Origin of the sequence: Amycolatopsis sp. CA-126428, assembly GCF_002904335.1 — a bacterium.
In the GTDB taxonomy this organism is placed as follows: Bacteria; Actinomycetota; Actinomycetes; order Mycobacteriales; family Pseudonocardiaceae; genus Amycolatopsis.
Window position 1 is genome coordinate 220,139 of the sequence record NZ_PPHF01000030.1, and the last position, 20,532, is coordinate 240,670.

At 71.4% G+C, this 20,532-nt stretch carries 21 protein-coding genes and 1 pseudogene; 7 read left to right on the plus strand and 15 right to left on the minus strand.

What is annotated here, in order from left to right; translation table 11 throughout:
- Positions 1 to 2: 2 nt before the first annotated feature.
- Complete coding sequence (locus C2L58_RS07790) at positions 3 to 680, minus strand: response regulator transcription factor (protein ID WP_199191152.1); 678 nt, start codon at positions 678 to 680, stop codon at positions 3 to 5.
- A gap of 88 nt (positions 681 to 768) precedes the next feature.
- Here C2L58_RS07790 and C2L58_RS07795 point away from each other — a divergent pair, with 88 nt between their 5' ends.
- Positions 769 to 1,245 (plus strand): D-alanyl-D-alanine carboxypeptidase family protein, encoded by a 477-nt coding sequence (locus C2L58_RS07795; RefSeq protein WP_103336850.1) that lies wholly within the window; start codon positions 769 to 771, stop codon positions 1,243 to 1,245.
- Here the strand turns inward: C2L58_RS07795 and C2L58_RS07800 are convergent, their stop codons facing one another.
- Positions 1,246 to 2,088, minus strand: coding sequence for an NAD(P)H-binding protein (locus C2L58_RS07800; RefSeq protein WP_103336851.1), 843 nt, complete (start codon positions 2,086 to 2,088; stop codon positions 1,246 to 1,248).
- Between the two features lie 62 nt (positions 2,089 to 2,150).
- Between C2L58_RS07800 and C2L58_RS07805 the strand changes: the two genes are divergently transcribed.
- Positions 2,151 to 3,074: a helix-turn-helix transcriptional regulator gene (locus tag C2L58_RS07805; RefSeq protein ID WP_103336852.1), complete on the plus strand. Its 924-nt coding sequence runs from the start codon at positions 2,151 to 2,153 to the stop codon at positions 3,072 to 3,074.
- A gap of 4 nt (positions 3,075 to 3,078) precedes the next feature.
- Here the strand turns inward: C2L58_RS07805 and C2L58_RS07810 are convergent, their stop codons facing one another.
- The 4 genes from C2L58_RS07810 to C2L58_RS07825 form a co-directional block, all read right to left on the minus strand.
- The gene (locus tag C2L58_RS07810) at positions 3,079 to 4,431 is read right to left on the minus strand and encodes a CBS domain-containing protein (RefSeq protein ID WP_103336853.1); all 1,353 of its coding nucleotides are present in this window, start codon (positions 4,429 to 4,431) and stop codon (positions 3,079 to 3,081) included.
- Positions 4,428 to 4,991 (minus strand): SAP domain-containing protein, encoded by a 564-nt coding sequence (locus tag C2L58_RS07815; RefSeq protein ID WP_103336854.1) that lies wholly within the window; start codon positions 4,989 to 4,991, stop codon positions 4,428 to 4,430. The genes C2L58_RS07810 and C2L58_RS07815 overlap by 4 nt, the downstream gene beginning before the upstream one ends.
- Positions 4,988 to 5,926, minus strand: coding sequence for a ParA family protein (locus C2L58_RS07820; protein ID WP_103336855.1), 939 nt, complete (start codon positions 5,924 to 5,926; stop codon positions 4,988 to 4,990). Before C2L58_RS07820 ends, C2L58_RS07815 begins: the two co-directional genes overlap by 4 nt.
- Before the next feature lie 123 nt (positions 5,927 to 6,049).
- Positions 6,050 to 7,348 (minus strand): cytochrome P450, encoded by a 1,299-nt coding sequence (locus C2L58_RS07825; protein WP_103336856.1) that lies wholly within the window; start codon positions 7,346 to 7,348, stop codon positions 6,050 to 6,052.
- Positions 7,349 to 7,528: 180 nt separating this feature from the next.
- On the opposite strand from C2L58_RS07825, the gene C2L58_RS49750 reads away from it, so the two are divergent.
- Both C2L58_RS49750 and C2L58_RS07835 read left to right on the plus strand, forming a co-directional pair.
- Positions 7,529 to 7,714: a hypothetical protein gene (locus C2L58_RS49750; RefSeq protein ID WP_199191153.1), complete on the plus strand. Its 186-nt coding sequence runs from the start codon at positions 7,529 to 7,531 to the stop codon at positions 7,712 to 7,714.
- Positions 7,715 to 7,734: 20 nt separating this feature from the next.
- Entirely contained in the window at positions 7,735 to 9,870 is a 2,136-nt protein-coding gene (locus C2L58_RS07835; RefSeq protein ID WP_233225610.1) for a putative bifunctional diguanylate cyclase/phosphodiesterase, read from the plus strand.
- Here the strand turns inward: C2L58_RS07835 and C2L58_RS07840 are convergent.
- From C2L58_RS07840 to C2L58_RS07875, 8 genes and pseudogenes are all read right to left on the minus strand, one after another.
- Entirely contained in the window at positions 9,813 to 10,733 is a 921-nt protein-coding gene (locus tag C2L58_RS07840; protein WP_103336858.1) for a DMT family transporter, read from the minus strand. The genes C2L58_RS07835 and C2L58_RS07840 overlap by 58 nt on opposite strands.
- A 27-nt stretch (positions 10,734 to 10,760) precedes the next feature.
- Positions 10,761 to 12,881: an MMPL family transporter gene (locus C2L58_RS07845; protein WP_199191154.1), complete on the minus strand. Its 2,121-nt coding sequence runs from the start codon at positions 12,879 to 12,881 to the stop codon at positions 10,761 to 10,763.
- Between the two features lie 117 nt (positions 12,882 to 12,998).
- Positions 12,999 to 13,247, minus strand: coding sequence for a hypothetical protein (locus tag C2L58_RS07850; protein ID WP_086861548.1), 249 nt, complete (start codon positions 13,245 to 13,247; stop codon positions 12,999 to 13,001).
- Positions 13,244 to 13,585, minus strand: a complete 342-nt coding sequence (locus tag C2L58_RS07855) for an ArsR/SmtB family transcription factor (RefSeq protein WP_103336859.1) — start codon at positions 13,583 to 13,585, stop codon at positions 13,244 to 13,246. The genes C2L58_RS07850 and C2L58_RS07855 overlap by 4 nt, the downstream gene beginning before the upstream one ends.
- A gap of 55 nt (positions 13,586 to 13,640) precedes the next feature.
- Positions 13,641 to 14,004 (minus strand): annotated as a pseudogene (locus C2L58_RS51465) (Long-chain-fatty-acid--CoA ligase); the annotation flags it as partial.
- A 295-nt stretch (positions 14,005 to 14,299) separates the two neighbouring features.
- Positions 14,300 to 15,019 carry a DUF2786 domain-containing protein gene (locus tag C2L58_RS07865; protein WP_103336860.1) on the minus strand — a complete coding sequence of 240 codons (720 nt, stop codon included), beginning with the start codon at positions 15,017 to 15,019 and terminating at the stop codon, positions 14,300 to 14,302.
- Between the two features lie 17 nt (positions 15,020 to 15,036).
- Entirely contained in the window at positions 15,037 to 15,624 is a 588-nt protein-coding gene (locus C2L58_RS07870; RefSeq protein ID WP_103336861.1) for a TetR/AcrR family transcriptional regulator, read from the minus strand.
- Positions 15,603 to 16,400 (minus strand): SGNH/GDSL hydrolase family protein, encoded by a 798-nt coding sequence (locus tag C2L58_RS07875; RefSeq protein ID WP_103336862.1) that lies wholly within the window; start codon positions 16,398 to 16,400, stop codon positions 15,603 to 15,605. The genes C2L58_RS07870 and C2L58_RS07875 overlap by 22 nt, the downstream gene beginning before the upstream one ends.
- Positions 16,401 to 16,580: 180 nt before the next feature.
- Between C2L58_RS07875 and C2L58_RS07880 the strand changes: the two genes are divergently transcribed.
- The 3 genes from C2L58_RS07880 to C2L58_RS07890 are packed head-to-tail and all read left to right on the plus strand — an operon-like array spanning position 16,581 to position 18,885.
- On the plus strand, positions 16,581 to 17,558 hold the full coding sequence (locus tag C2L58_RS07880; protein ID WP_103336863.1) for an NAD(P)H-dependent oxidoreductase: 978 nt from the start codon (positions 16,581 to 16,583) through the stop codon (positions 17,556 to 17,558).
- 42 nt (positions 17,559 to 17,600) lie between these two features.
- Positions 17,601 to 18,284 carry an MOSC domain-containing protein gene (locus C2L58_RS07885; protein WP_103336864.1) on the plus strand — a complete coding sequence of 228 codons (684 nt, stop codon included), beginning with the start codon at positions 17,601 to 17,603 and terminating at the stop codon, positions 18,282 to 18,284.
- Positions 18,274 to 18,885 (plus strand): TetR/AcrR family transcriptional regulator, encoded by a 612-nt coding sequence (locus tag C2L58_RS07890; RefSeq protein WP_103336865.1) that lies wholly within the window; start codon positions 18,274 to 18,276, stop codon positions 18,883 to 18,885. Before C2L58_RS07885 ends, C2L58_RS07890 begins: the two co-directional genes overlap by 11 nt.
- Positions 18,886 to 18,914: 29 nt before the next feature.
- On the opposite strand, the gene C2L58_RS07895 is transcribed toward C2L58_RS07890, so the two are convergent.
- Entirely contained in the window at positions 18,915 to 20,480 is a 1,566-nt protein-coding gene (locus C2L58_RS07895; protein WP_103336866.1) for a beta-N-acetylhexosaminidase, read from the minus strand.
- Between the last annotated feature and the right edge of the window lie 52 nt (positions 20,481 to 20,532).

Consider the following 20,532-nt stretch of genomic DNA (forward strand, 5'->3'; position numbering starts at 1 on the left):
CCCTAGGCACGGTCTTCGCCCCCGGTTTCGATGCGGTAGCCGACGCCGGGGACGGTCGCGATGATCCCCGGTTCGCCGAGCCGCTTGCGCAGCACGGAAACCGTGATGCGCACGGCGTTGGTGAACGGGTCCGCGTTCTCGTCCCACGCCCGCTCCAGCAGTTCTTCGGCGCTGATCACCCCGCCTCCGGCCGCGACGAGGACTTCGAGCACGGCGAACTGCTTCCGCGTCAGGGCCACGTACCGGCCGTCGCGGTAGACCTCGCGGCGGAACGGATCCAGGCGCAGGCCGGCGAGTTCGTGCACCGGCGGCCGGTTGTGCGCGCGCCGCCGGTCGAGGGCCCGGAGCCGGAGCACGAGTTCCCGGAGTTCGAACGGCTTCGTGAGGTAGTCGTCGGCGCCGAGGCCGAACCCGGTGGCCTTGTCGTCGAGCCGGTCGGCGGCGGTGAGCATGAGGATCGGCATCCCGCTGCCGGAAGCGACGATGTGCCGGGCGACCTCGTCACCGGACGGGCCGGGGATGTCGCGGTCCAGGACGGCGATGTCGTAGGTGTTGACGCTCAGCAGTTCCAGTGCGGTGTCGCCGTCGCCGGCGGTGTCCGCCGCGATGGCCTCCAGCCGGAGGCCATCGCGGATGGCGTCGGCCAGGTAGGGCTCGTCCTCGACGATCAAGACACGCACCCTCCCGATGCTACGAGCGGGCGCCTATCGGGCGCATATCGGAAACCGCGTACGTGCCGGCAACACCGCGCTGCCTTGACTGAGGGCCATGACCTCCAGTCAACGCACGTCCCTCGGCCGGGGACACGGCGCCGTCCCGGCCGGTCTGCCGGTCTTCGACGACGAATCCCCGGCCGTGGCCAACCTCGAGCCCGAGCTGCTCGACGCCCTGCGCCGGGCCGCGGCGGGTGCCGCGGCCGACGGCGTGGCGTTCGTCGTCAACGGCGGCTGGCGTTCCTGGGCGTACCAGGAGCAGCTCCGGCGTCAGGGGATCGCGAAGCACGGCTCGGAAGCGGCCGCGGCCCGCTGGGTGACGACCCCGGACCGGTCGGCGCACGTGCGGGGACAGGCGGTCGACGTCGGCCCGCCGGCGGCCCGGAAGTGGCTGGCCGAGCACGGCGCCCGGTACGGGCTGTGCCAGGTCTACCGCAACGAACCGTGGCACTACGAACTGCGGCCCGAAGCCGTCGAACACGGCTGCCCGCCGATGTACGCCGATCCGTCGCAGGACCCGCGGATGCGGTGATCACGCGAAGTCCGCCGCGTGGTCACGCGCCCATTCCGCGAGCGTGCGGGCGGGCCGGCCGGTCAGCTGAGATACGGTCGGCCGCACGACGTCGGGCGTCTCGACCGTGTCCGACCAGTGGCGCAGCAGCATCGAGATGATGTCGTCGCCGACGCCGTAGGAGCGCATTTCGGTGCGGAACTCGTCCGGCGTGGTCTCGGTGAAGTGCAGCTCCCGGCCGATGGCCGTGCCGATCGCGGCGAGCTGCTCGATCCTGGTCAGCGCCTGCGGGCCGGTCATCGGGTAGTGCCGGCCGGCGTGGCCCGGCTCGGTCAGCACCACCGCGGCGACGGCGGCGATGTCGGCCTCGTGGATCGGGGCTTGCGCGGACGTCGGGTACGGCCCGCGAACGCCACCGGTGAACCGGATCGGCTGGGCCCAGGGCAGCAGGTTGCCGGCGAAGGTGCCGGGCCGCAGGATCGTCCAGTCCGCCCCGCTGTCGCGGACGGCGTCCTCGATCGCGCTGTGGTGCACCTGGCTGGCCGACCCGTGGTCGCGCTCGTGCTCGAGGGCGGCGGCCAGCGAGGAGAGCAGCACCAGGTGCACATCGGCTGCCTTGATGAAGCCGGCCACCCCCGGGGCCGGGAAGACGAAGGCGCTGTCGACGCCGTCGAACAGGCCCTCCGGCGGCGCGGCGGCCAGGTCACCCGCGACCAGTTCGACCTCCGAGGGCAGGCCGGCCGCTTCGGGGGAGCGGGTCAGCGCTCGCACGTGGTGCCCGCCGGCGAGCAGTTCGCCGACCAGGTGGCGGCCGACGGTGCCGGTGGCGCCGGTGACGAGGACGGTCTTGGTGTGGGTGGTCATGCTGTCGATGGTGCAGGCTATTGCGGCAACATCCTTGCCTTGATCCGGCGCAGTGTGGAGCCATGCCGAACCCGACCGCTCGCCTGCTGGCGTTGCTGACCCTGCTGCAGACCCGCCCGTCGTGGACCGGCGCGGAACTCGTCGAGCTGCTCGAAGTCAGTCCCCGGACCGTGCGCTACGACATCCGGAAGCTGCGTGACCTCGGCTATCCCGTCGAGGCGATTTCCGGGGTCGCCGGCGGCTACCGGCTGAGTGCCGGGACGTCCATGCCGCCGCTGCAGCTCGACGACGACGAAGCCGTGGCCATCGTCATCGCGCTGCGGACGGCCACCGGCAGTGCTTCGCTGGGCGAAGCCGCGGGGACCGCCCTGGTGAAGCTCGAACAGGTCTTGCCGCGGCGGCTGCGGGGGCGGGTCTCGGCCATGCGCCGGTACACGGAGACTGCGCGAGCTTCCGGTGGCGTCGACCCCGACCTGCTGATCTTCCTCGCCGGCGCCTGCCGCGACCACCGCCGGATCCGGTTCGGCTACCGGACGCGGGACGACACGGAGTCCCGGCGCGAGGTGGAGCCGCACCGCGTCGTCCAGGTGGGACGGCGGTGGTACCTCGTCGCCTTCGACCCGGCCCGCGACGGCTGGCGGCAGTTCCGGCTCGACCGGATGACAGTCCAGCGCCCGGAAGGCGCGAGGTTCGTCCCGCGCGAGGCGCCTTCCGTGGCCGACGTGGTGCACGGCATCGACGCCGTCTTCGGCCGCCACCGCGCCGTTGTCCTGGTTCACGCACCGGCCGCTCAGATCACGGCCAGGCTGCCGCCGACCGTGCCCGTCGAGCTGGTGGACGACGAACACTGCCGCGTGCACGCGACGGGCGAGTCACCGGGCGCGCTCGCGCTCAACCTGCTGATGCTGGACGCGGACTTCGAGCTCGAGCAGTCCTCGCCCGGGCTCGACGCCGCCCTCGCCACCCTCCGGCGGCGGCTCGGCTGAGCGGCTACGCCGGGGCGCGGTACCGGTGCAGCAGCATGGTGAAGTTCCGCAGCTTTTCGACCGCGTCTTCGGAGACCGGATCCGGGTGGAAGTGCATCACGCTGTTGCGGATGCGCCGGATCTCGTCGAGGCGGTCGACGAACTTCTGCCGGTCCAGCGGCCAGCCGAGCCGGTCCCAGATCTCCTTGTTCTCCAGGATCCGCTGGTAGTCGCCGAAGCCCAGCTGGTCGAACTCCGCGATCGCCCGGCCGCACAGCGGCTGGACGGTCGGGATGTCCAGCGAGCACCGCAGGATCCAGCGGAGCGTCTGGTCCAGCTCGCCCAGCTGGAAGAACGGGGTGGCCATCTCGCCGTAGCGCCGGGCGACGTCCGCGGTCGTGACGATGCCCTTCACGGCCTTGCTTTCGTCCGTGACGAGGACGAACTCGCGCTGCTGGAGGGTGGGCAGGACGTCGAAGAGGTCGCGGTCGTAGGCGACGACTTCGGCGCGGACGATCGCGTCGGCGACGGCCGCGCCGGGTTTCCGGTGCATCGCCTGGGCGATCGAGCGCCACGTCACGGCGCCGCGGGGGTTGCGCGGGCCGCTCAGCACGGCGAGCTGCGAGTAGTCGTTGAGGAGCATGGTGGTGATCGCTTCTTCGAGCGAACTGCTGGGCCCGACGGACCCGACGCCGTCGAGCGGTGTCAGGTTGCCCACCGTCAGGCGGACGTTCAGGTCGTCGCCGCCCTCGTCGTCTTCGGCGGGCGGCAGGGGGTCGGGTGCCGGCGGGACTTCCGTTTCGTCCCGGGGTGTGGTCAAGGTGACCACGGTGTCGAGCGTGACCGCGCGGAAGCCGGGGGACGTCACCAGCCCGTGGTTGGCCAGGTCCGCTTCGATCTGGCTGATCTGGTCGCCGCGATCGGCCACGCCCCACAGCTTCAGCAGCTCGCGGACGGTGATGCGCTCGGGGTCACCCTGGTCGGCGCGGGTGCGGGCCTGCCGCAAGCGCTCGTGGACGCGCTGCGGCGCTCGGTCTTCGGTCTGCGGGTTCGCGGCCGAGATCGCCTGGTCGAGGAACTCCTGGCGCACCGAATCCAGCAGGCGCTTCTCGTCCACCACCACCCAGGCCCGCCAGCCGTCCACCGCGCGCATCCCGGCGGCCACCATCGCCGCGCGGGAGGGCGACCGGAACTCCTCACCGTCGGGTTCGAGCCGGATCCGGCCGGTGCCGGTGACGGTCGCGTCGAAGGTCGCACCGATGCGCTTGCGCTTGAACCTGAGTTTCGCCCCCGCCTTGAGCAGCCCGGCTTCCAGCAGGTCCGGCACCGTGACGCGGCGGCCGCCGATCAGGTACATCGAACGGCCCTCGGCGGTCACCACTTCCGCAGCCCGGCGAACTTGCGCCGGGCCCCGATGGCCTGCTTGAGCACCCGCTTCGTCAGTTCCTTCTGGCTCAAGCGGTCCACCCGGGTGAGCTGCAGCTCGGCGGCGACGGCGAGCAGGCTCTCCCGATCGAGGTGCTGCGCGTCCAGGTAGGACGCGCCTTCGTCTTCGGTTTCGGTTTCCCGCAGGCGCGAGGCGATGGCGGCCGCGTCGACGTCCGATCTCGCGATGACCGGCGGCGGCGGACTGGCGACCGGCCGCGGCGCAGCGGGGGCGGGTGGCGGCGGCGGTTCGGCCGGGGGTGCGCCGGAGCCGGGGTTGGTGAGCAGCTCGATCAACTCGGCCTTTCTGAGCTTGCCGAACGGGCCCAAGCCGCGCTCCTTGGCCAGCGCCTTCAGCTCGGGAACAGTCAGTTTCGACAGATCCCGGGGCAGCCCGGCCACCGCGAGCCGGGCCGTCCCGCCGAGGATGGCTTCCAGCGTGGCCTCGTCCTGCTGGGCCAGAAATTCGTACACGCGGGCCTGCAACGCCGCCAGCTTCTTCAGTTCGCTCACCGGCGGTCACCGGACAGCGAAAGCGCGCCGAGGACCTCGTCGACGAGCTCGTCGAATTCCCGCACGACGTTGTCCCGGCCGGCGGCGCGCAGCATGGCCGGCACGCCGTTTTCGCCCGCGTCCCCGAAGTGGGAGCTGTTGCGGACGTAGCTCTTCAGCACCGGAACCTGGGAGTTCGCCTGCACTTCCTCGAAGTAGCGGTGCTGGGCGGCCGTCACCTGCTGGGCGTAGATCTGCACCATGGTGAACACCACGCCGAGGAATTCCGGCTCGATCGGCTCGTGGTCCCGGTCGCCGCCCTTGTGGTGGACGAAGTCGTTGAACTGCTGCGTCAGGCCGGTGCAGTTGCCCACCAGGTAGTCCAGCCCCAACGTGGACAGGTAGTCCGCCTTGGCCGGGACGAGGATGTGCTCGCTCGCGACGATCGCCGTCTTGGTGACGAGGCCGAAGTTCGGGGCGCAGTCGATGAGGACCAGGTCGTACTCGGCGAAGAAGCTGTCGGCCAGTGCCTGGCGCAGGCAGCCGTGCAGGTCCAGGAACCGCCGCTTCGATCCGTCGAGGGTGGTCGTCCCGCCGAGCAGCGCGGCGAGTTCGAGGTCGATGTCGATCAGGCCGAGGTGGGAGGAGATCAGGTCGAGCCGGCCGCCGGTGCCGTCGAGGACGGCGTTCACCCGGTCCGGCGACACGACGAGCTGGGGCAGCGGGATGTCCCGGCCGGGCATTTCGGCCCCGTACCACTGCTTGATCGTGCGCTGGTCCGCGAGGCGCTCGTGCCAGTCGTCGATCGAGAAGAACGAGAAGGTGAGGTTGGTCTGCGGATCGAGGTCGAGCAGGAGAACGCGCAGGCCGCGGCTCGCCGCCACCGCCCCGAGGTTGGCGGTCAGCGTCGTCTTGCCCACGCCGCCCTTGTAGTTCATGACCGCCACGACCCGCATGCGCCCTCCCCGGTGCTTTCGTGCCTGGGGCCCGTTTGTATTACGCGCGCGGCCGGACCGGCGCGAATCACCGGCAACTGTCCGGGAACTGTCCACGATCTGCCCACTGTCCCGGGGCTGGGGCTAGCGGGGAACCGCCGTCATCGGGAGACTGTCGGGATAGGCGGCGGAGGTGAACTTCACCCGGACCGGCTTGCCCGCCACCGGTACCAGCCGCCAGCGCGCGGCCACCGTGGCGACCGTGATGACGATTTCGTTCTGGGCGAAGCGGTTTCCGATGCACTGCCGGGTCCCCGCCCCGAACGGCACGAACGCGCCCTTCGGGATCGTCGCCGCCCGGGCCGGTTCCCAGCGGTCCGGGTCGAACCGGTCCGGGTCGGTGAACGACGTGGGGTCGTGGTGGAGCGCGTGCGGGCTGACGATCACTTCGGCGCCCTCCGGCAGGCGGGTGCCGCCGAGGTCGACTTCGGTGAGGGTGCGGCGCATCAGCATCCAGAGCGGGTACTGCCGCAGCACTTCGTCGACCACCTGCCGGACGTAGGTCAGCCGGGGGAGGTCGTCGATGGTGACCGGGCGGCCGCCCAGCACCTCGTCGAGCTCGGTGTGCACCCGCGCCTCGATGTCCGGGCGCCGGCCGAGCTCGTGGAACGTCCAGGCCAGCGCCAGCGCCGTCGTCTCGATGCCGGCGGTGAGCAGGGTGAGCACCTCGTCCCGCGCCTGCTCGTCGGTCATGCCGGCCAGCAGCAACGTCGACAGCAGGTCGCCGCGGTCGGTGCCTTCGCGCCGCCAGTCGCGGATCACCTCGATGACGATCCCCTGCATCCGGGCGATCGCCTCGTCGAACCGGCGGTTGCCGGGCACCGGGAGCTTTTCGACGAACTTGGGCGACAACGCGCGAATCATTCCCTGCTGGATGATCACGTAAATCGAACGGCGGGCTTCGGCGATCGCGGCTTTTCCCAGTTCGGTGGAAAACAGTGCTTCACCGACGATCGTCACCGCGAGGCTCTGCAGGTCGTCGTCGATCTCCCGCACTTCGCCGGCTCGCCACGAGCCGCTCATCTCCGCCGCCGCGCGCCGCATGATCTCCGCGTACGCGGTCAGGCGGTCGCGGTGGAACGCCGGTTGCATCAGCCGGCGCTGCCGCAGATGGAAGTCGCCGTTCGAAAGCACCAAGCCATTTCCGACGAACGGCCGGAACTTGTCGAACATGGCGCCCTTGCGAAACTTCGGCCCCTCGTTGACCAGCACTTCGTGGGCCAATCGCGGGCTCGCGACGAAGTAGACGGGCGCCGGACCGAGATAGAGCTTCACGATCTCGCCGTGCGCGGGCAATGCGTCGGTGAATGCGAAGCGTTGCCGGAGGAGTGCCGGAGTGTGCCCGAGAAAAGGCCACCGGCCCGGTGCGACCGGGACGCCCATGCGTACTCCCCGTTGCGCCATTGTGCGGATTTCCCCAGGAGACGGCTTACGGTAGGCGCGCCCGGGCGAACCGGACAGTGCCCGATCGGGTGGTGTGGGCTCACGCGGATGGCCCAGTAGCCGGACCGCGGGGAATCGCTAAGCTCTTTCCGGTCCGACTGAACTGAGAAGGTGTTGTTCGTGACACGATCACCGGAATGGACCCCACCGGGTATCGAAATCCCCGGGCCGGTCCGCGCTTGCGCTGCTCAGGGGATCTCGCGAACGCGCGCCGGGGTTTTCGCGCTTTCCGCCGGATTCGATATCGTCGAAGCCGGATCGGCCGGCCGATCCGCGACGAACGCCGGAATCGGCCGCAAGATCTGATGCGGGCCTCTCCCATGCCGATGATCGAACCCCAGCCGGACCAGCCCGCCGCACCCGATGCGGACCGCGGGCGGACCCGGCTCGCCCGGAAATGGGCGTACCTGCTCAGCGGCGTGACAGTCGTCTCGCTGAGCCGGGAGGAGCTCGACGTGGAGCTCGGCGGCCTCCTCGGCCTGCTCTGCGATGCGCTGCACCGCGGCGATTCCGCGCACCGAACGCCCCCGGACCTGAGCCCGGCCGAGCGGATCGGCGCGCGGCTGGTCGCCCTCGGCTACGTCGGCGAGCCCGGGCTGCGGTGCACGCTCGAGGTCCTCGGGAAGGGCCTGCCCGCGCTGCCCGAATTCCAGGCGGTGGAGGGCGCCGCCGACCGGGTCGTCGCGGCGCTGGGCGCGCTGTCCTGCGGCTTCCTGCTCGCGCACGAGCGCAGCGTCCTCGACCAGCAGGAGATCATGCACCTGTCGCTGCTCAAAGCGGTGCGGGACGCCCAGTGGAACCTGAAGCAGAGCGAAGCGCGTTTCGACGAAGTCGTGACGTCGTCGGCGAGCGGGATCGCCGTCGTCGCCCTCGACGGCCGGATCGTGCGGGCCAACGCGGCGCTGGCCGAGATGCTCGGGCACCCGGTCGGCGAGCTGGCCGGCTCGGTGCTCTACGACGTCGTCCACCCCGAATCCGTCGAGGTCCTCCGCGACGCGATGATGGCGCTCCTGGACGGCGGCAAGGAGCGGATCCGGCAGTCGGAGCGGTTGCTGCGCCGGGACGGCGACGTCGTCCGCATCTCGCTCACCGCCTCGCTGCTGCGCGACGCCGATGACCGGCCGTCCCACTTCGTCGTCGTGATCGAGGACGGCACCGAGCTGATGCTGCTGCAGGGCGAGCTGAGCCGCCAGGCGCTGCACGACGTCCTCACCGGGCTGCCGAACCGCCAGTACTTCGGCACTCACCTGGAAACGGCGCTGCGGCGCGCCGACCCGGCGTACGGTGTCACGCTGTTCCACGTCGACCTCGACGCGTTCGGCATGGTCTGCAACAGCCTCGGCCGCCGCGTCGGCGAGCAGCTGCTGGTGCACTTCGCGCAGCGGCTCAAGGCGGTGATGGCCCGCGAAAACGCCATGATCGCGCGGTTCCACAGCGACGAGTTCGGCATCCTGGTCGAGAACACCGAGTCGACGCCGGACATCGACACCATCGTGCGCGCGATCAACGACGAGCTCGCCGAGCCGTTCTTCGTCGACGGGCACGGGCTCGCGCTGTCGGCCAGCGCCGGGGTGGTGCACCGGCCGGCGAAGGGCATCGACCCGGTGGAACTGCTGCGCCAGGCGGACCAGACGCTGCGGCGCGCCAAGGACCGGCGCCGCGGCCAGTGGCGGATGTTCGACCGGGAGGCCGACGCCCACGACCGGCGGACGCAGGCGCGGGCCGTCGGCATGGCCGGCGCCTGGGAACACGGCGAGATCGGCGTGCGGTACCGGCCGATGGCGCGGCTGGCGGACGGCGGAGCCGCCGGTGTCGAAGCCCGCCTGCACTGGAACCGGCCGGACGACACGGCGCTTTCGCACGAATGCTGCGTGGAACTCGCCGAGTCGACCGGGCTCATGCTGCCGCTCGGCGACTGGCTGCTGCGCGCCACGGCCCGTCAGGGCGAGTGGTGGCGGCAGCGCGCGGGCTTCGGCCGCTCCATGGTCGTCGGCCTGACCGGGCACCAGGTGTCGGACGACGCGCTCGGCACGCGCGTGACGCGGTTGCTGGCGGACACCGGCCTGCCGCCCGAGCAACTGCTGCTCGGGGTCCCGGCCGGGGCGCTCCCGGTGTCCGGCGTCATGGAGAACGTCGTCGCACTGACCGACCTCGGCGTGCACGTCATGCTCGACGAGTTCGGGCTGGGGCCCGACGACCTGCGGGCGATCGAGGACCTGCCGGTGGACATCGTGCGCGTCGACCGGCGGCTTGCGGAGTGGCAGGCGTGGTCGGACTCGACGTTCCTCGGCGCCCTCGTGCCGCTGGTCCGGCAGGTCGGCGCGACGCTCGTCGTCGACGGGATCCACACCGAAGACCAGGCGAACTGGTGGCGCACGGCCGGCGCGGAGCTGGCGACCGGCGACTACTTCGGGGTGGCCAGGCCGCCGGCCGAGCTCGCCGGGCAGTTCGCCGGCACCTGAGGCTGCCACCGGGTCAGGCCGACGGCGACGAGCACGACCGCCATGCCACCGATCACCCGGAGCGACAGCGGCTCGCCGAGGAAGAGCGCGCCGAGCGCGACCGACACGACGGGCAGCAGGTAGCCGACCGTCGCCGCGGCGGTCGGGCCTTCGTCGGAGAGGATCCGGTAGTTCAGGTAGAAGGTGATCCCGGTCCCGAAGACGCCGAGGATCGTCACGGCGACGACGGCGGTGAGCGTGAGGTGCGGTGCCGTGCCCGCGACCGGCAGCGCGAGGGCGGTCAGCGCGGTGGCGGTCATCAGCTGCGCGGCCGACAGCGCGAGCGGAGCGCCGTCCGGCGGCAGTTTCCTGGCCATGTAAGCGAACGCGATCGCGTAGCTGAGGCCGGCGCCGAGCAGGGCGAGCGCACCCGTGCTCAGCAGCCCCGACTGCTGCCACGGCGCGAAGATCACCACGATGCCGGCGAAGCCGAGGGCCAGCCCGAGCAGCCGCGCGGGGTTGAGCCGCCGTTCGGTGCCGAGCGCGACGCCGATCAGCAGCGACCACAGCGGGGTGGTGGCGTTCATGACGCCGGCGATCCCGGAGTCGACGGTGCGTTCCCCGATGCCGAACAGCGCGAACGGCAGGGCGTTGCAGAAGAACGCCGCGACGATCAGCCGGGTCCACGTCCCGCGATCCCGGGGCAGCCGCTGCCGGGCCGCGAAGGCCATGACCAAGAGCGTCAGCGCGCCGAGGGCGCACCGGACGAGGGTGAGGTGGACGGGGCTCAGGCCGGTCAGGGCCAGCTTGATCCAGAGGAAACCCGAGCCCCACAGCAGGGCCAGCACCACTATGCGCGCCGAGGCGCCCCGTCCACCGTTCATGAGAGCAACGGTGCCGAAAAAGATCTATCAGGACAAGCGAAGAGTTCTGGAGGGATCGTTAAGGCTTTCTACAGTGTCTTGGCGCCAGAGCCGGTCGCCGAACAACGCCAGCGCGGCGGGCAGCAGGACACCGCGGACGATCGTCGCGTCGAGCAGGATCGCGAACGCCATGCCGAGACCGAGCATCTTGTACTCGATCGCGGCGAGGCTGAGGAAGACGCTGAACACCCCGGTCATGATCAGCGCGGCGCTCGTCACCACGCCGGAACTGCTCGCGGTGCCTTCGACGATCGCCTGCCGGGCCGGCACCCCCGGCCGCCGCCGTTCGCGGATCCGGCTGAGGATGAACACGTGGTAGTCGGTGCTCAGGCCGAACAGCAGCACGAAGAGGAACATCGGCAGCCAGCCGAGCACCCCGCCGTAGGGCGTGAAACCCAGTAGGGGCGCCAGAAAGCCGCCCTGGAACACCAGGGTGAGCACGCCGTAGGCGGCGCCGACCGAAAGCAGGTTGAGCAGGATCGACACCACCGGCACCGCGACCGACCGGAACACCACGAGCAGCAGCACGAACGCGAGCAGCAGGATGAACCCGAAGGTGTACGGCGCCCGGGCGAGCACCTGCGTGGTGAAGTCGTGGGCTTCGGCGGTCCGGCCGGCCACCGCGTACCCGACGCCGCCGATCCGCCCGACCGTTTGCGGCAGCAGGGTTTCGCGCAACGCTGTGAGCGTGCGGCTCGCCGCTTCGTCGTTGCCGGTGCCGCCGAGCGGGATCCGGACGACGAGCGCCTGGTCCACCGGGACGACGACAGCCGGTTGCGGTACCGCCGCGGTGAGCTCGCCGATCGCCCGGCGCAGGGCAGGCGTGTCGACCGGGCCGCCGCGGGTGTTCCAGAGGACGACGTGCGCGGGCATGGTGAGGCCGGGAAACGCTTCCTGGACGCGGACGGCCGCGTCGATCACCGGGATGCTGCGTGGCAGGCTCTCGGTCGGGGCCGGGTCCTGCAGCCGCATCCCCAGCGCGGGCAAGGTGAGCAGCACGAGCAAGGCGGTCGCGAGGCCGCTCCACACCGCGGGTCGCCGGGTGACGACGGTCGCCACGGCCGCCCAGAACCGGGAGCGCGTCTTTCGTCGCCCCAGCCACGGGATCCGGCCGCGGTCGAGGCGGGAGCCGAGCAGGGAAAGCGTCGCGGGCAGCACGGTCACCGCCGCCAGCACGGCCAGGCCGACGACGAGGATCGTGCCCGCGGTCAGGCCCCGGAGGTTGTCGAGCCCGGTGAACAGCAGGCCGGTCACGCACAGCACGACGGTCAGTCCCGACACGACGATCACGTGCCCCGACGTCCGCGCCGCGATCCGGATCGACTCGTCGACGCCGTGTTCGCATTCCTCGCGGACCCGGCGCAGGAAGAACAGCGAGTAGTCGACGCCGACCGCCATGCCGATCAGCAGCGTGATCGCGGAAGTCGCGCTGTTGACCGGGATCCAGTTGTCCACAACGGACAGGAAGCCGAAGGTGGCGAACACCGCGGTACCCGCCAGCAGGACCGGGATCGCGGCCGCGACCAGCGAGCCGAACACGACCAGCAGGATCAGCACGGTGATCGGGAGCGAGCGGGCTTCGGACCGCCCGATGTCCTCCTTGATGCTCTGGTCGACCGCGCCGGACACGGTGAGGTCGCCGGCCTGGGCCAGCCGGACGCCCGCGTGCCGGGCGGCGACCGTGTCGACGGCCGCGGTCGCTGTTGCCAGGCGCGTGCGGATTTCCGCTCCGGTGCCGGTGATCCGGAAAGTGACCAGTTCCGACCGGCTGTCGGCGGAGACCTGGGAGCGGATGTCCGCGGCCGCGCCGGACGTGGCCAACGTGGTCACGAGGTCGGCCGTGGCCGCTCGGGACAGGGGCTGGACGAGGACGTTCTCCCAGAAGGGTTCGCGGGTGTGCTGGCGGTCGAGGACGGCTTGGCCGGTTCCGGCGTCGCCGGCGGGGCTGGATCGCGCGTCGGTGCCGGGGGCGAACGTGCCGGCGGCCCAGGCCAGCGCGACGAGCGCCAGCCAGCCGAGGATCGCGGCGGCGCGGTGCCGCAGCGACCAGTTCGTGACGGCTTCGACCACCGGCCCCCGCCGGTGAGCCGGGGTGCCTGCAGGCAGCATGAACTAAGGTCCTCTCGTGAAGGAGTGATCCGATGAGAGCTCGCCCTCGGGCGAGGTGGTTGCTTCTTCCTCCTGGGCCGCCGAGTTGCCGCTCGGCGGTTCAGGGCCTTCATCCGGTCAGTCGACCTCCTTGAGCACGTGTTCGATGGACCGCAAGCGGTCCTGGACGTCCCGCAGCTGCCGTTCGGTTTCTTCCTGCGTCCGGACGGCTTTCTCGGCCAGCGACCGGTATTCGTGCTCCCGCGCCAGCTTCGCCTTGGCGCGCCAGGTCGAGGCCAGCTGCACGATCGCGATCGAGAGCACGACCGTGATCAGGACGAAGACCCCGGTCACGCCGATGATCTCCTGCCACTGGTGCCAGTTCATGTCCGTCCCTCCTCGCCGTCCCCCTGGACGGATTCCGGTGTGGTGAGCGTCGGCACGGCGGCCGCGATCGCTTGTGGCGTCAGGACGGCGGAGAACGGCGTGACCTCGTAGAACCGCAGTGTCTTGCCGTCCTCGCCGACTTCGGAGCTGGCGGAGACCAGGCCCGCGGCTTCCAGCTTGCGCAGGTGGACCTGCAGCAGCGCGCGGCTGATCCGCAGCTCGCGGGCCAGCTTGCTGACGTAGGTGCGTTCGGCGGACAGGGCCGCGATGATCCGCAGCCGGTGCGGGTTGCCGAGGGCGCCCAGCTGCCGCAGGAGCTCGTCGCCGGTCGTCCACATGCAAACAAAAGTTAGCAGGTGGCCGCCGGCGGCGCCATCGGGGTGATCCCGGAGATCACATCGGGTGTTCGAGCCAGACGTTCGGCTCGACGTAGGTCGCGGTGTCGTACGCGGTCGACGCGTACACCGGCGCGATGCCGCCCGGGATGAAGTTCTCGCCGTCCTGGAGCTTCACGCCCGTCCAGTCGTGCCAGTCCGCCAGGGAGGCCGCCAGCGTCACCGCGAACGGGCACACCTTCACCACGCGCGCCCCCCAGCCGCTCGTGGGTGCGCAGCCAGCGGTCGGCCAGGAGGCCGTCGGGACGGCGGCGGGCCGCGTACTCCGGCATCGGGACCGCCGGCTCGGCCTCCTGGCCGATCGGGCGGACCGAGACGATCAGCTTGCGCAGCCCCGTTTCCGCCGCCCGCGCGTTCAGGGCCCCATGCGGCGGCCGCGAGTCGGCGGGCTGGGCGGCTCGGGGGCGCCCCCCGTCTTCCACGCTACCGGCACGCACCGACAGTTTCGGCGCGGCCGGCACGCGCGGTCCGAAGTTGTCCACGACCCTCCGGCGCTAGACCGGGCCGGTCCGGCTCCGGGCGGCTCGGGGGCGCCCCCCGTCTTCCACGCTACCGGCGCGCACCGACAGTTTCGGCGCGGCCCGGCGCGCACAGCCGAACTTGTCCACAGCCGTCCGAGTCAGACCAGGCTTTCGTCGTGCGGCAACCGGGCGACGCTCAGCGCAGGGCTTTCCGGCGGCGGGTCAGCGCGGCCGGGTCGAGGTTCGCCCGGGTACCGGCGTCGTGGCCGTCGAGGTAGCCGCTGCCGCTGAGTCTTCTGGGCGACGCGGCGCGCAGGTCGCCGTACTCGGAGTCGAACGCGTGCTGCACCATCTGCGCGCGATCGCGGACCACCAGCTCCGCCGACCGCTCGCCGGGCACCGCTGTGCGGACGGCTTCCTGCTCGGCCTGGGAAAGCCGTTCGTGGACCGCGCGGGCGAAGCCGTGCAGCCACGTGCGCCGGTACGCGGCCAGGGATTCGCCGGGGAAGAACCCGCCCGGCCGGACTCGGGTCAGCTGCGTGCTCGCCTGCAGCAGGAGGCTGGTGAACAGCAGCTCCACCCGGCCGAGGTCGGAGCGGAACCCGAACACCGTGACGCTCTCGACCTTCTGGCCGAGGCGGTGCAGCAGCGTCCGGCAGCGCAGCGGGTACGCGACCGAGGTGAGCAGGCTCGCCTTCTCGCGGCTGTACGGGTCCGCGATCGGGATCTTCAGCGTGCCGATCTCGTCGGTGCCGGCCCCGGCCGCGGCGAGCATCGCCTGGTCGATGCCGTACCGCGCGACGAGTTCGGCGGCCTTCTGGTTGTACGCCTCGGCTTCCGCCTCGGTGACCGCCGGGTCTTCGGCCTTCGCCAGCAGCTTGCGGATGCGCTCGAGCTGCGGGTCTGACTCGGTCATGGCGAGAGGGTATTCGATCAGGTGTTCGGGCGGGTGGACCGGGTCGGCGTGTCGAGGTACGCGTCGAGCGTGACGGCCAGCGCCGCTTCGGGTGACGGCGCGAAGCTCGCGTCCGCGAGACCGCCCCACAGCCACAGCTGGGCGAGGCCGTGCAGCGCCGCCCACAGCGACGCGGCGACCAGCCGCAGGTCGGCACCGGACCGCGCGACCGGTGTCGGCACCGCCGCCACCAGCACGGCGAAGGTGTCGAACACCGCGCTCGCCGCCGCCGAGAGCGCCGGGTCGTCCGGGTCGACCAGGTCGCGGCGGAACATCAGCTCGAACATCGCCGGGTTGGTGAGCGCGAAGTCGAGGTAGCTGTGGCAGGCCGCGGTGAGCCGCTCCCGCGGGGACGTTTCCGGCAGCGTCTCCCGGCGGGCGAGCAGGTCGGCGTACCCGCGGGTCGCGACGGCGGACAGCAGCTCCGCGCGGCCCGAGAAGTGCCGCAGCGGCGCGCCGTGCGAAACCCCGGCGGCCTTGGCGATCCCGCGCAGCGTGACCGCGCCGACGCCTTCTTCGGCCAGCAGCTCCGACGCCGTCGTGATCAGGCGTTGCCGGGTGCCCACGCCTCGTCCAAGGTCATCGGGAGCAGGTCCGGGCGCTTCGGGAAGAAGCCGTCGCCGGGCTGGCGGCCGATCAGCCGGTTGCGCGTGCGCGTCACCGCGACCGGCAGGACTTCCCGGAGCAGCCAGTGCAGGTCGGCGCGCCGGCTGCCGGTCGCCGCGGTGCCGGGCAGCGGGGCGAGCCACGCGGGGTCGTGGTCGAGGCCGAGCCGGGCGAGGACGTAGGCGGCGAGCCGGCGGTGGCCGTGGGCGGACAGGTGCAGCCGGTCGGCGCCGAAGTAGCGCGAATCGGTGACGGCCTGGTCGGGCCACAGGTCGATGAGCTGGGCGCCGTAGCTGACGGCCGCTTCGCGGATGGCCTCGTTGAGCGCGACGATCCGCGGCCGCATCCGGCCGCCCAGCGGCATCCGCCGGGAGACGTCGCTGAGCGTGAACGTCACGACCACGGGCGAGATCTCGGTGCAGGCGCGGATGGCGGCGTCGACCCGGCGGGCGACGGTCCGGGCGTCCCAGCCGCGGCTCATGACGTCGTTGCCGCCGCCGAAGAGGGCGATCAGGTCGGGTGCCAGCCGGGTGGCCGCCGGGAGCTGCTCGGGCACGATCTGGTCGAGCCGGCGTCCGCGGACGGCGAGGTTGGCGTAGCGGAAGCCGGGCTCGTCCTCGGCCAGGCGGGCGGCGACGAAGTCGGCCCAGCCGCGGTAGTGGCGCTGGTCCGGGTACGGGTCGTCGAGGCCTTCGGCGCAGCTGTCGCCGACGACGACGAATCGGTGGTAACTCATCTCGATCTCCGTAACCCGTGGTTCACCTTGTAGACACTGTCTATCAAACTTCTGTAGACGGTGTCTACTTCGAGTTCACCCGAGCCAGGGGCCTGGTCCTGCGCCGCGGTGACGAGCCTGACATTCCCGTGGGCTGTTTCGTCGTACCGGTGGCAACCATCGACCGAACAGGGGACAACGATGCTCAAGATCGGGATCGTGCTGGCCAGCACCCGCCCGGGCCGCAAGGGGGACCAGGTCGCCCGCTGGGTCCGCGAGCGGGCCGCGAGCCGGGGTGACGCGGAGTTCGCCGTGATCGACCTGCGTGATCACCCGCTGCCCCACCTCGAGGAGCCGCCGGGCTTCTCGGGGCGGTACCAGGACGAGCGCACCCGGGCCTTCGCGGCCGTCGTCGCGGCGTGCGACGGGTTCGTCTTCGTCACGCCGGAGTACAACCACTCCCTGCCCGGGGTGCTCAAGAACGCCATGGACCACATCCACATCGAATGGAACAGCAAGGCCGCCGGGTTCGTCTCGTACGGCGGCGTCGGCGGCGCGCGTTCGGTCGAGCAGTTGCGGCTGGTCTGCGGGGCACTGCAGCTGGCCGACGTGGCGCCGCAGGTGACGCTGCCGTTGGCGACGGAGTTCGAGAACCACACCGTGTTCGCGCCGGGCGATCACCAGCTCGCCGCGCTGGAAACCCTGCTCGACCACGTCGTCGCCTGGAGCACCGCCCTGGCGCCGCTGCGGGGCGGGGAGGCGGAGGCCGCGATCAGGCGCCGGCTCGACGAGGTCGTCGAAGCGCTGCGGGCCAAGGATCTCGAGGCGCTGCGCGGGATCTACGCGCCGGACGTCGTGTCCTTCGACGTCGAACCGCCGCTGCAGCACGCCGGGGTCGAAGCGAAGCTGAAGAACTGGGCGAAGGTGTTCACGATCTTCGAGAAGGTGGACTACGAGCTGCGCGACCTGACGATCACCGTGAGCGCCGGCTTGGCCGTCGGCCACGGCTTCGGCCGGGTCAGCGGCACGCTGCCGACCAGGGAAGCCGTGGCCGGCATGTGGGTCCGGGCCACCTTCGTCTTCCGCCACCGCGGCGACGGCTGGGTGATCGTCCACGACCAGGCGTCCGTGCCGTTCGACATGGCGAGTGGCCGAGGGGTGGCGGACCTCGAACCGTAAAAGGCGCGGAACTGTACGAACGATCGTGCTACCTTCGGGCCCATGAACGTCGAAGGCGTGTTTGTGGGGGAACCGAGCGTCCTGGGCCACCGGCGGGACCGGCCGGTGCTGAGCGCGATCACGAAGGCGCGGGTCGCGGCGCCGGAGCTGACGCTGACCGAGCTGAACCTCGACGGTGACCGGCAGGCCGACCTCACCGTGCACGGCGGGGTCGACAAAGCGGTTTACGTCTACCCCGCCGAGCACTACCCGGCCTGGGCGGCCGAGGGCTTCGAGGCCGAGCCGGGTGGCTTCGGCGAGAACGTCTCGCTGAGCGGCGTCACCGAGGACGACGTCCGGATCGGGGACGTCTGGGCCTGGGGTGACGCGCTGGTCCAGGTCTCGCAGCCGCGGCAGCCGTGCTTCAAGCTGGCCATGAAGACCGGCCGCAAGGACGTCACCCCGCTGATGATCGACAGCGGGCGCTGCGGCTGGTACCTGCGCGTGCTGCGGCCCGGCACGGTGCCGACGTCCGGCGCGATCGAGCCGGTCGAACGCGCGGACGGGCCGACGATCACCGAGGTGTACCTGGTCTCCTTCGCCAACTACGGGCAGCTGCCGGAGGACAAGGTCGAGGCGGCGCTGGACCTCGCCGACCGGGTGCTGGCCACGCCCGCGCTTTCGGCCGCCTACCGCGACGGCGTCCAGTCCACTGTGGACCGCTGGCGGGCGCGGCGTGCCGGGTGACGGCCGCATCGCGCGCGGCGACGCGACCCGGCGCGTGGTGCTGCGCCGGGCCGTGGACGTCGCTTCGGTCGACGGCCTGGCGGGGCTGTCCCTCGGCCGGCTGGCCATCGAGCTGGAGCTGAGCAAGAGCGGGGTGTTCGCGCTGTTCGGCTCGAAGGAGGAGCTGCAGCTCGCGACGATCGAAGCCGCGCTGGACATCTTCCGCTCGCACGTCGTGACACCGGCGCGGGCGGTGGCGCCCGGCCTGCCCCGGCTGCGCGCGGTGTGCGAAAAGTGGCTGGACTACTCGGAAACCCGGGTCTTCCCGGGCGGGTGCTTCTTCTTCAACGTCGGCGCGGAGTTCGACGCGCGCCCGGGCCGGGTGCACGACGCGGTGGCGGCGGCGAACGGCTCGTTCGCCGCCTTCCTCCGGGAAATCGCGGCGGAAGCGGTCGCGCTCGGCCACGTCGACGCGGATGCCGAGGTCCTGGCGTTCGAACTCCACGCGCTGGGCCGCGCGGCCAACGCCGACGCCGTCCTGAACGGGGGAACCCGGCCCTACGAACTGGCCAGGCGGGCCATTCGCGCCCGCCTGGGGGTCGTGAGTGGTAAGGCGGGTTAGAACCCTCCTTACCACTCACGACCTGGCGGTCACTTCCAGTCGACCTGCGGGGAGCGGTAGAAGTCGATGCCCTGCGCCACCCAGCGCGGGGCCTGCTTCGCCAGCCGCGCGCGGTAGGCGCTCCAGTTGTGGGTCGACTTCGGGGACCAGCCGATCTCCGCGATCCCCGGCAGCCGCGGGAACGCCATGTACTCGATGTCGTTGCTGGTCCGGATCGTCTCGGTCCACAGCGGCGCTTCGACGCCCGCGACCTGGCTCTCGCCCACGCCGTTGACCAGCGTCGCCGGATCCCAGTTGTAGCCGTCGCGAACCTCGACCAGCGCGGCCCAGTCCTGGCCGAGCGGTGTCTGCGCGTTGTACTTCATGTCGAGGTACGCGTAGTTCGCCGGCGACATCAGGATCTTGTTGCCGCGCGCCGCGGCCGCCGCGACGTCCGGGTTGTCGCCGCCGAAGTCCCAGTACTGCGGGACCGCCGAAACCGGCGGGACCGACTTGGCGATCTCGTGCCAGCCGGTGACCTTCTTGCCGTACTTGGCGACGATCGGCTGCACCTTCCGCTCGAAGGTCAGGTAGTCGGCGGGCGGCGTCGAGTGCGCCTCGTCGCCGCCGATGTGCAGGTACGGGCCGGGCGTGAGGGCCGCCAGCTCGCGCACGACGTCCTCGACGAACTTGTACGTGATCGGCGAGGAGATGCACAGCGAGCTGTAGCCGACCTCGGTGTCCGTGCGCACCGGCACGGCCTTCCCGTCGCAGTTCAGCTCGGCGTACGTCGACTGCGCCGCGTTCGTGTGGCCCGGCATGTCGATCTCCGGGATCACCGTGATGTGCCGCGAAGCCGCGTACGCGACGATGTCCCGGTACTGCGCCTGCGTGTAGTAGCCGCCCGGGTCGCCGTCGACCGCGGTCCTGCCGCCGACCGTCGCCAGCTTCGGCCAGCTCTTGATCTCGATCCGCCAGCCCTGGTCGTCGGCCAGGTGCAGGTGCAGCGTGTTGACCTTGTACTGGGCGATCTGGTCGACGTACAGCTTCACCTGGTCGGGCCGGAAGAAGTGCCGGGCGACGTCGAGCATCGCGCCGCGCTCGCCGAAGCGCGGGTAGTCGAGGATCGTGCCGCCGGCGACGGTCCACGTCCGGTGCTGCACGCGCTGGGCGTCGATCGCCGACGGCAGCAGCTGCCGCAGCGACTGCACGCCTTCGAAGAGCCCGTCCGCGGTGTTGGCCTTCACCGTGACGCCGTCGCGCGCGACCTTCAGCTCGTAACCCTCGGTGCCGATCCGCGGGTCGTGGCCCAGCTTCAGCGAGAGCGCGGGCAGGCCGGCGGCGTGCGGCACGACCGGCAGCGGGAAGCCGGTGGCCGGGCGCAGCAGGCCGCGCAGGTAGTCCGCGACCTGGCCGGCGCCGCGGTCGGCGGCGATCACGGTCGACGGCGTGAGCCGGAATTCACCGTGAGGATCGGCCTTCGCGGAGACGGGCGCCGGGACGACGTCGGTCACGCTCCGTTCGGGAGCGGCCGCGGCGGCTGCCGCGGAAGCGGGCAGGCCGGCGGCCGTGAGGCTCACGACGGCCGCGGTCAGGACGGCTCTGGACAAGCGCATCGAAGCACCTCCGGTCGGGGACTCCCTCCCCGCAAAGGTACAGACCAGCCGG

Bases quoted from the DNA above. Each gene is read 5' to 3' on its own strand.
- C2L58_RS07845 (WP_199191154.1), bottom strand. From the start codon at position 12,881: ATGCTGCCTGCAGGCACCCCGGCTCACCGGCGGGGGCCGGTGGTCGAA.
- C2L58_RS07895 (WP_103336866.1), bottom strand. From the start codon at position 20,480: ATGCGCTTGTCCAGAGCCGTCCTGACCGCGGCCGTCGTGAGCCTCACG.
- C2L58_RS07880 (WP_103336863.1), top strand. From the start codon at position 16,581: ATGCTCAAGATCGGGATCGTGCTGGCCAGCACCCGCCCGGGCCGCAAG.
- C2L58_RS07865 (WP_103336860.1), bottom strand. From the start codon at position 15,019: ATGACCGAGTCAGACCCGCAGCTCGAGCGCATCCGCAAGCTGCTGGCG.
- C2L58_RS07825 (WP_103336856.1), bottom strand. From the start codon at position 7,348: ATGGGCGTCCCGGTCGCACCGGGCCGGTGGCCTTTTCTCGGGCACACT.
- C2L58_RS07805 (WP_103336852.1), top strand. From the start codon at position 2,151: ATGCCGAACCCGACCGCTCGCCTGCTGGCGTTGCTGACCCTGCTGCAG.
- C2L58_RS07800 (WP_103336851.1), bottom strand. From the start codon at position 2,088: ATGACCACCCACACCAAGACCGTCCTCGTCACCGGCGCCACCGGCACC.
- C2L58_RS07875 (WP_103336862.1), bottom strand. From the start codon at position 16,400: ATGAGTTACCACCGATTCGTCGTCGTCGGCGACAGCTGCGCCGAAGGC.
- C2L58_RS07885 (WP_103336864.1), top strand. From the start codon at position 17,601: ATGAACGTCGAAGGCGTGTTTGTGGGGGAACCGAGCGTCCTGGGCCAC.
- C2L58_RS07835 (WP_233225610.1), top strand. From the start codon at position 7,735: ATGATCGAACCCCAGCCGGACCAGCCCGCCGCACCCGATGCGGACCGC.
- C2L58_RS07855 (WP_103336859.1), bottom strand. From the start codon at position 13,585: ATGTGGACGACCGGCGACGAGCTCCTGCGGCAGCTGGGCGCCCTCGGC.
- C2L58_RS07840 (WP_103336858.1), bottom strand. From the start codon at position 10,733: ATGAACGGTGGACGGGGCGCCTCGGCGCGCATAGTGGTGCTGGCCCTG.
- C2L58_RS07795 (WP_103336850.1), top strand. From the start codon at position 769: ATGACCTCCAGTCAACGCACGTCCCTCGGCCGGGGACACGGCGCCGTC.
- C2L58_RS07820 (WP_103336855.1), bottom strand. From the start codon at position 5,926: ATGCGGGTCGTGGCGGTCATGAACTACAAGGGCGGCGTGGGCAAGACG.
- C2L58_RS07850 (WP_086861548.1), bottom strand. From the start codon at position 13,247: ATGAACTGGCACCAGTGGCAGGAGATCATCGGCGTGACCGGGGTCTTC.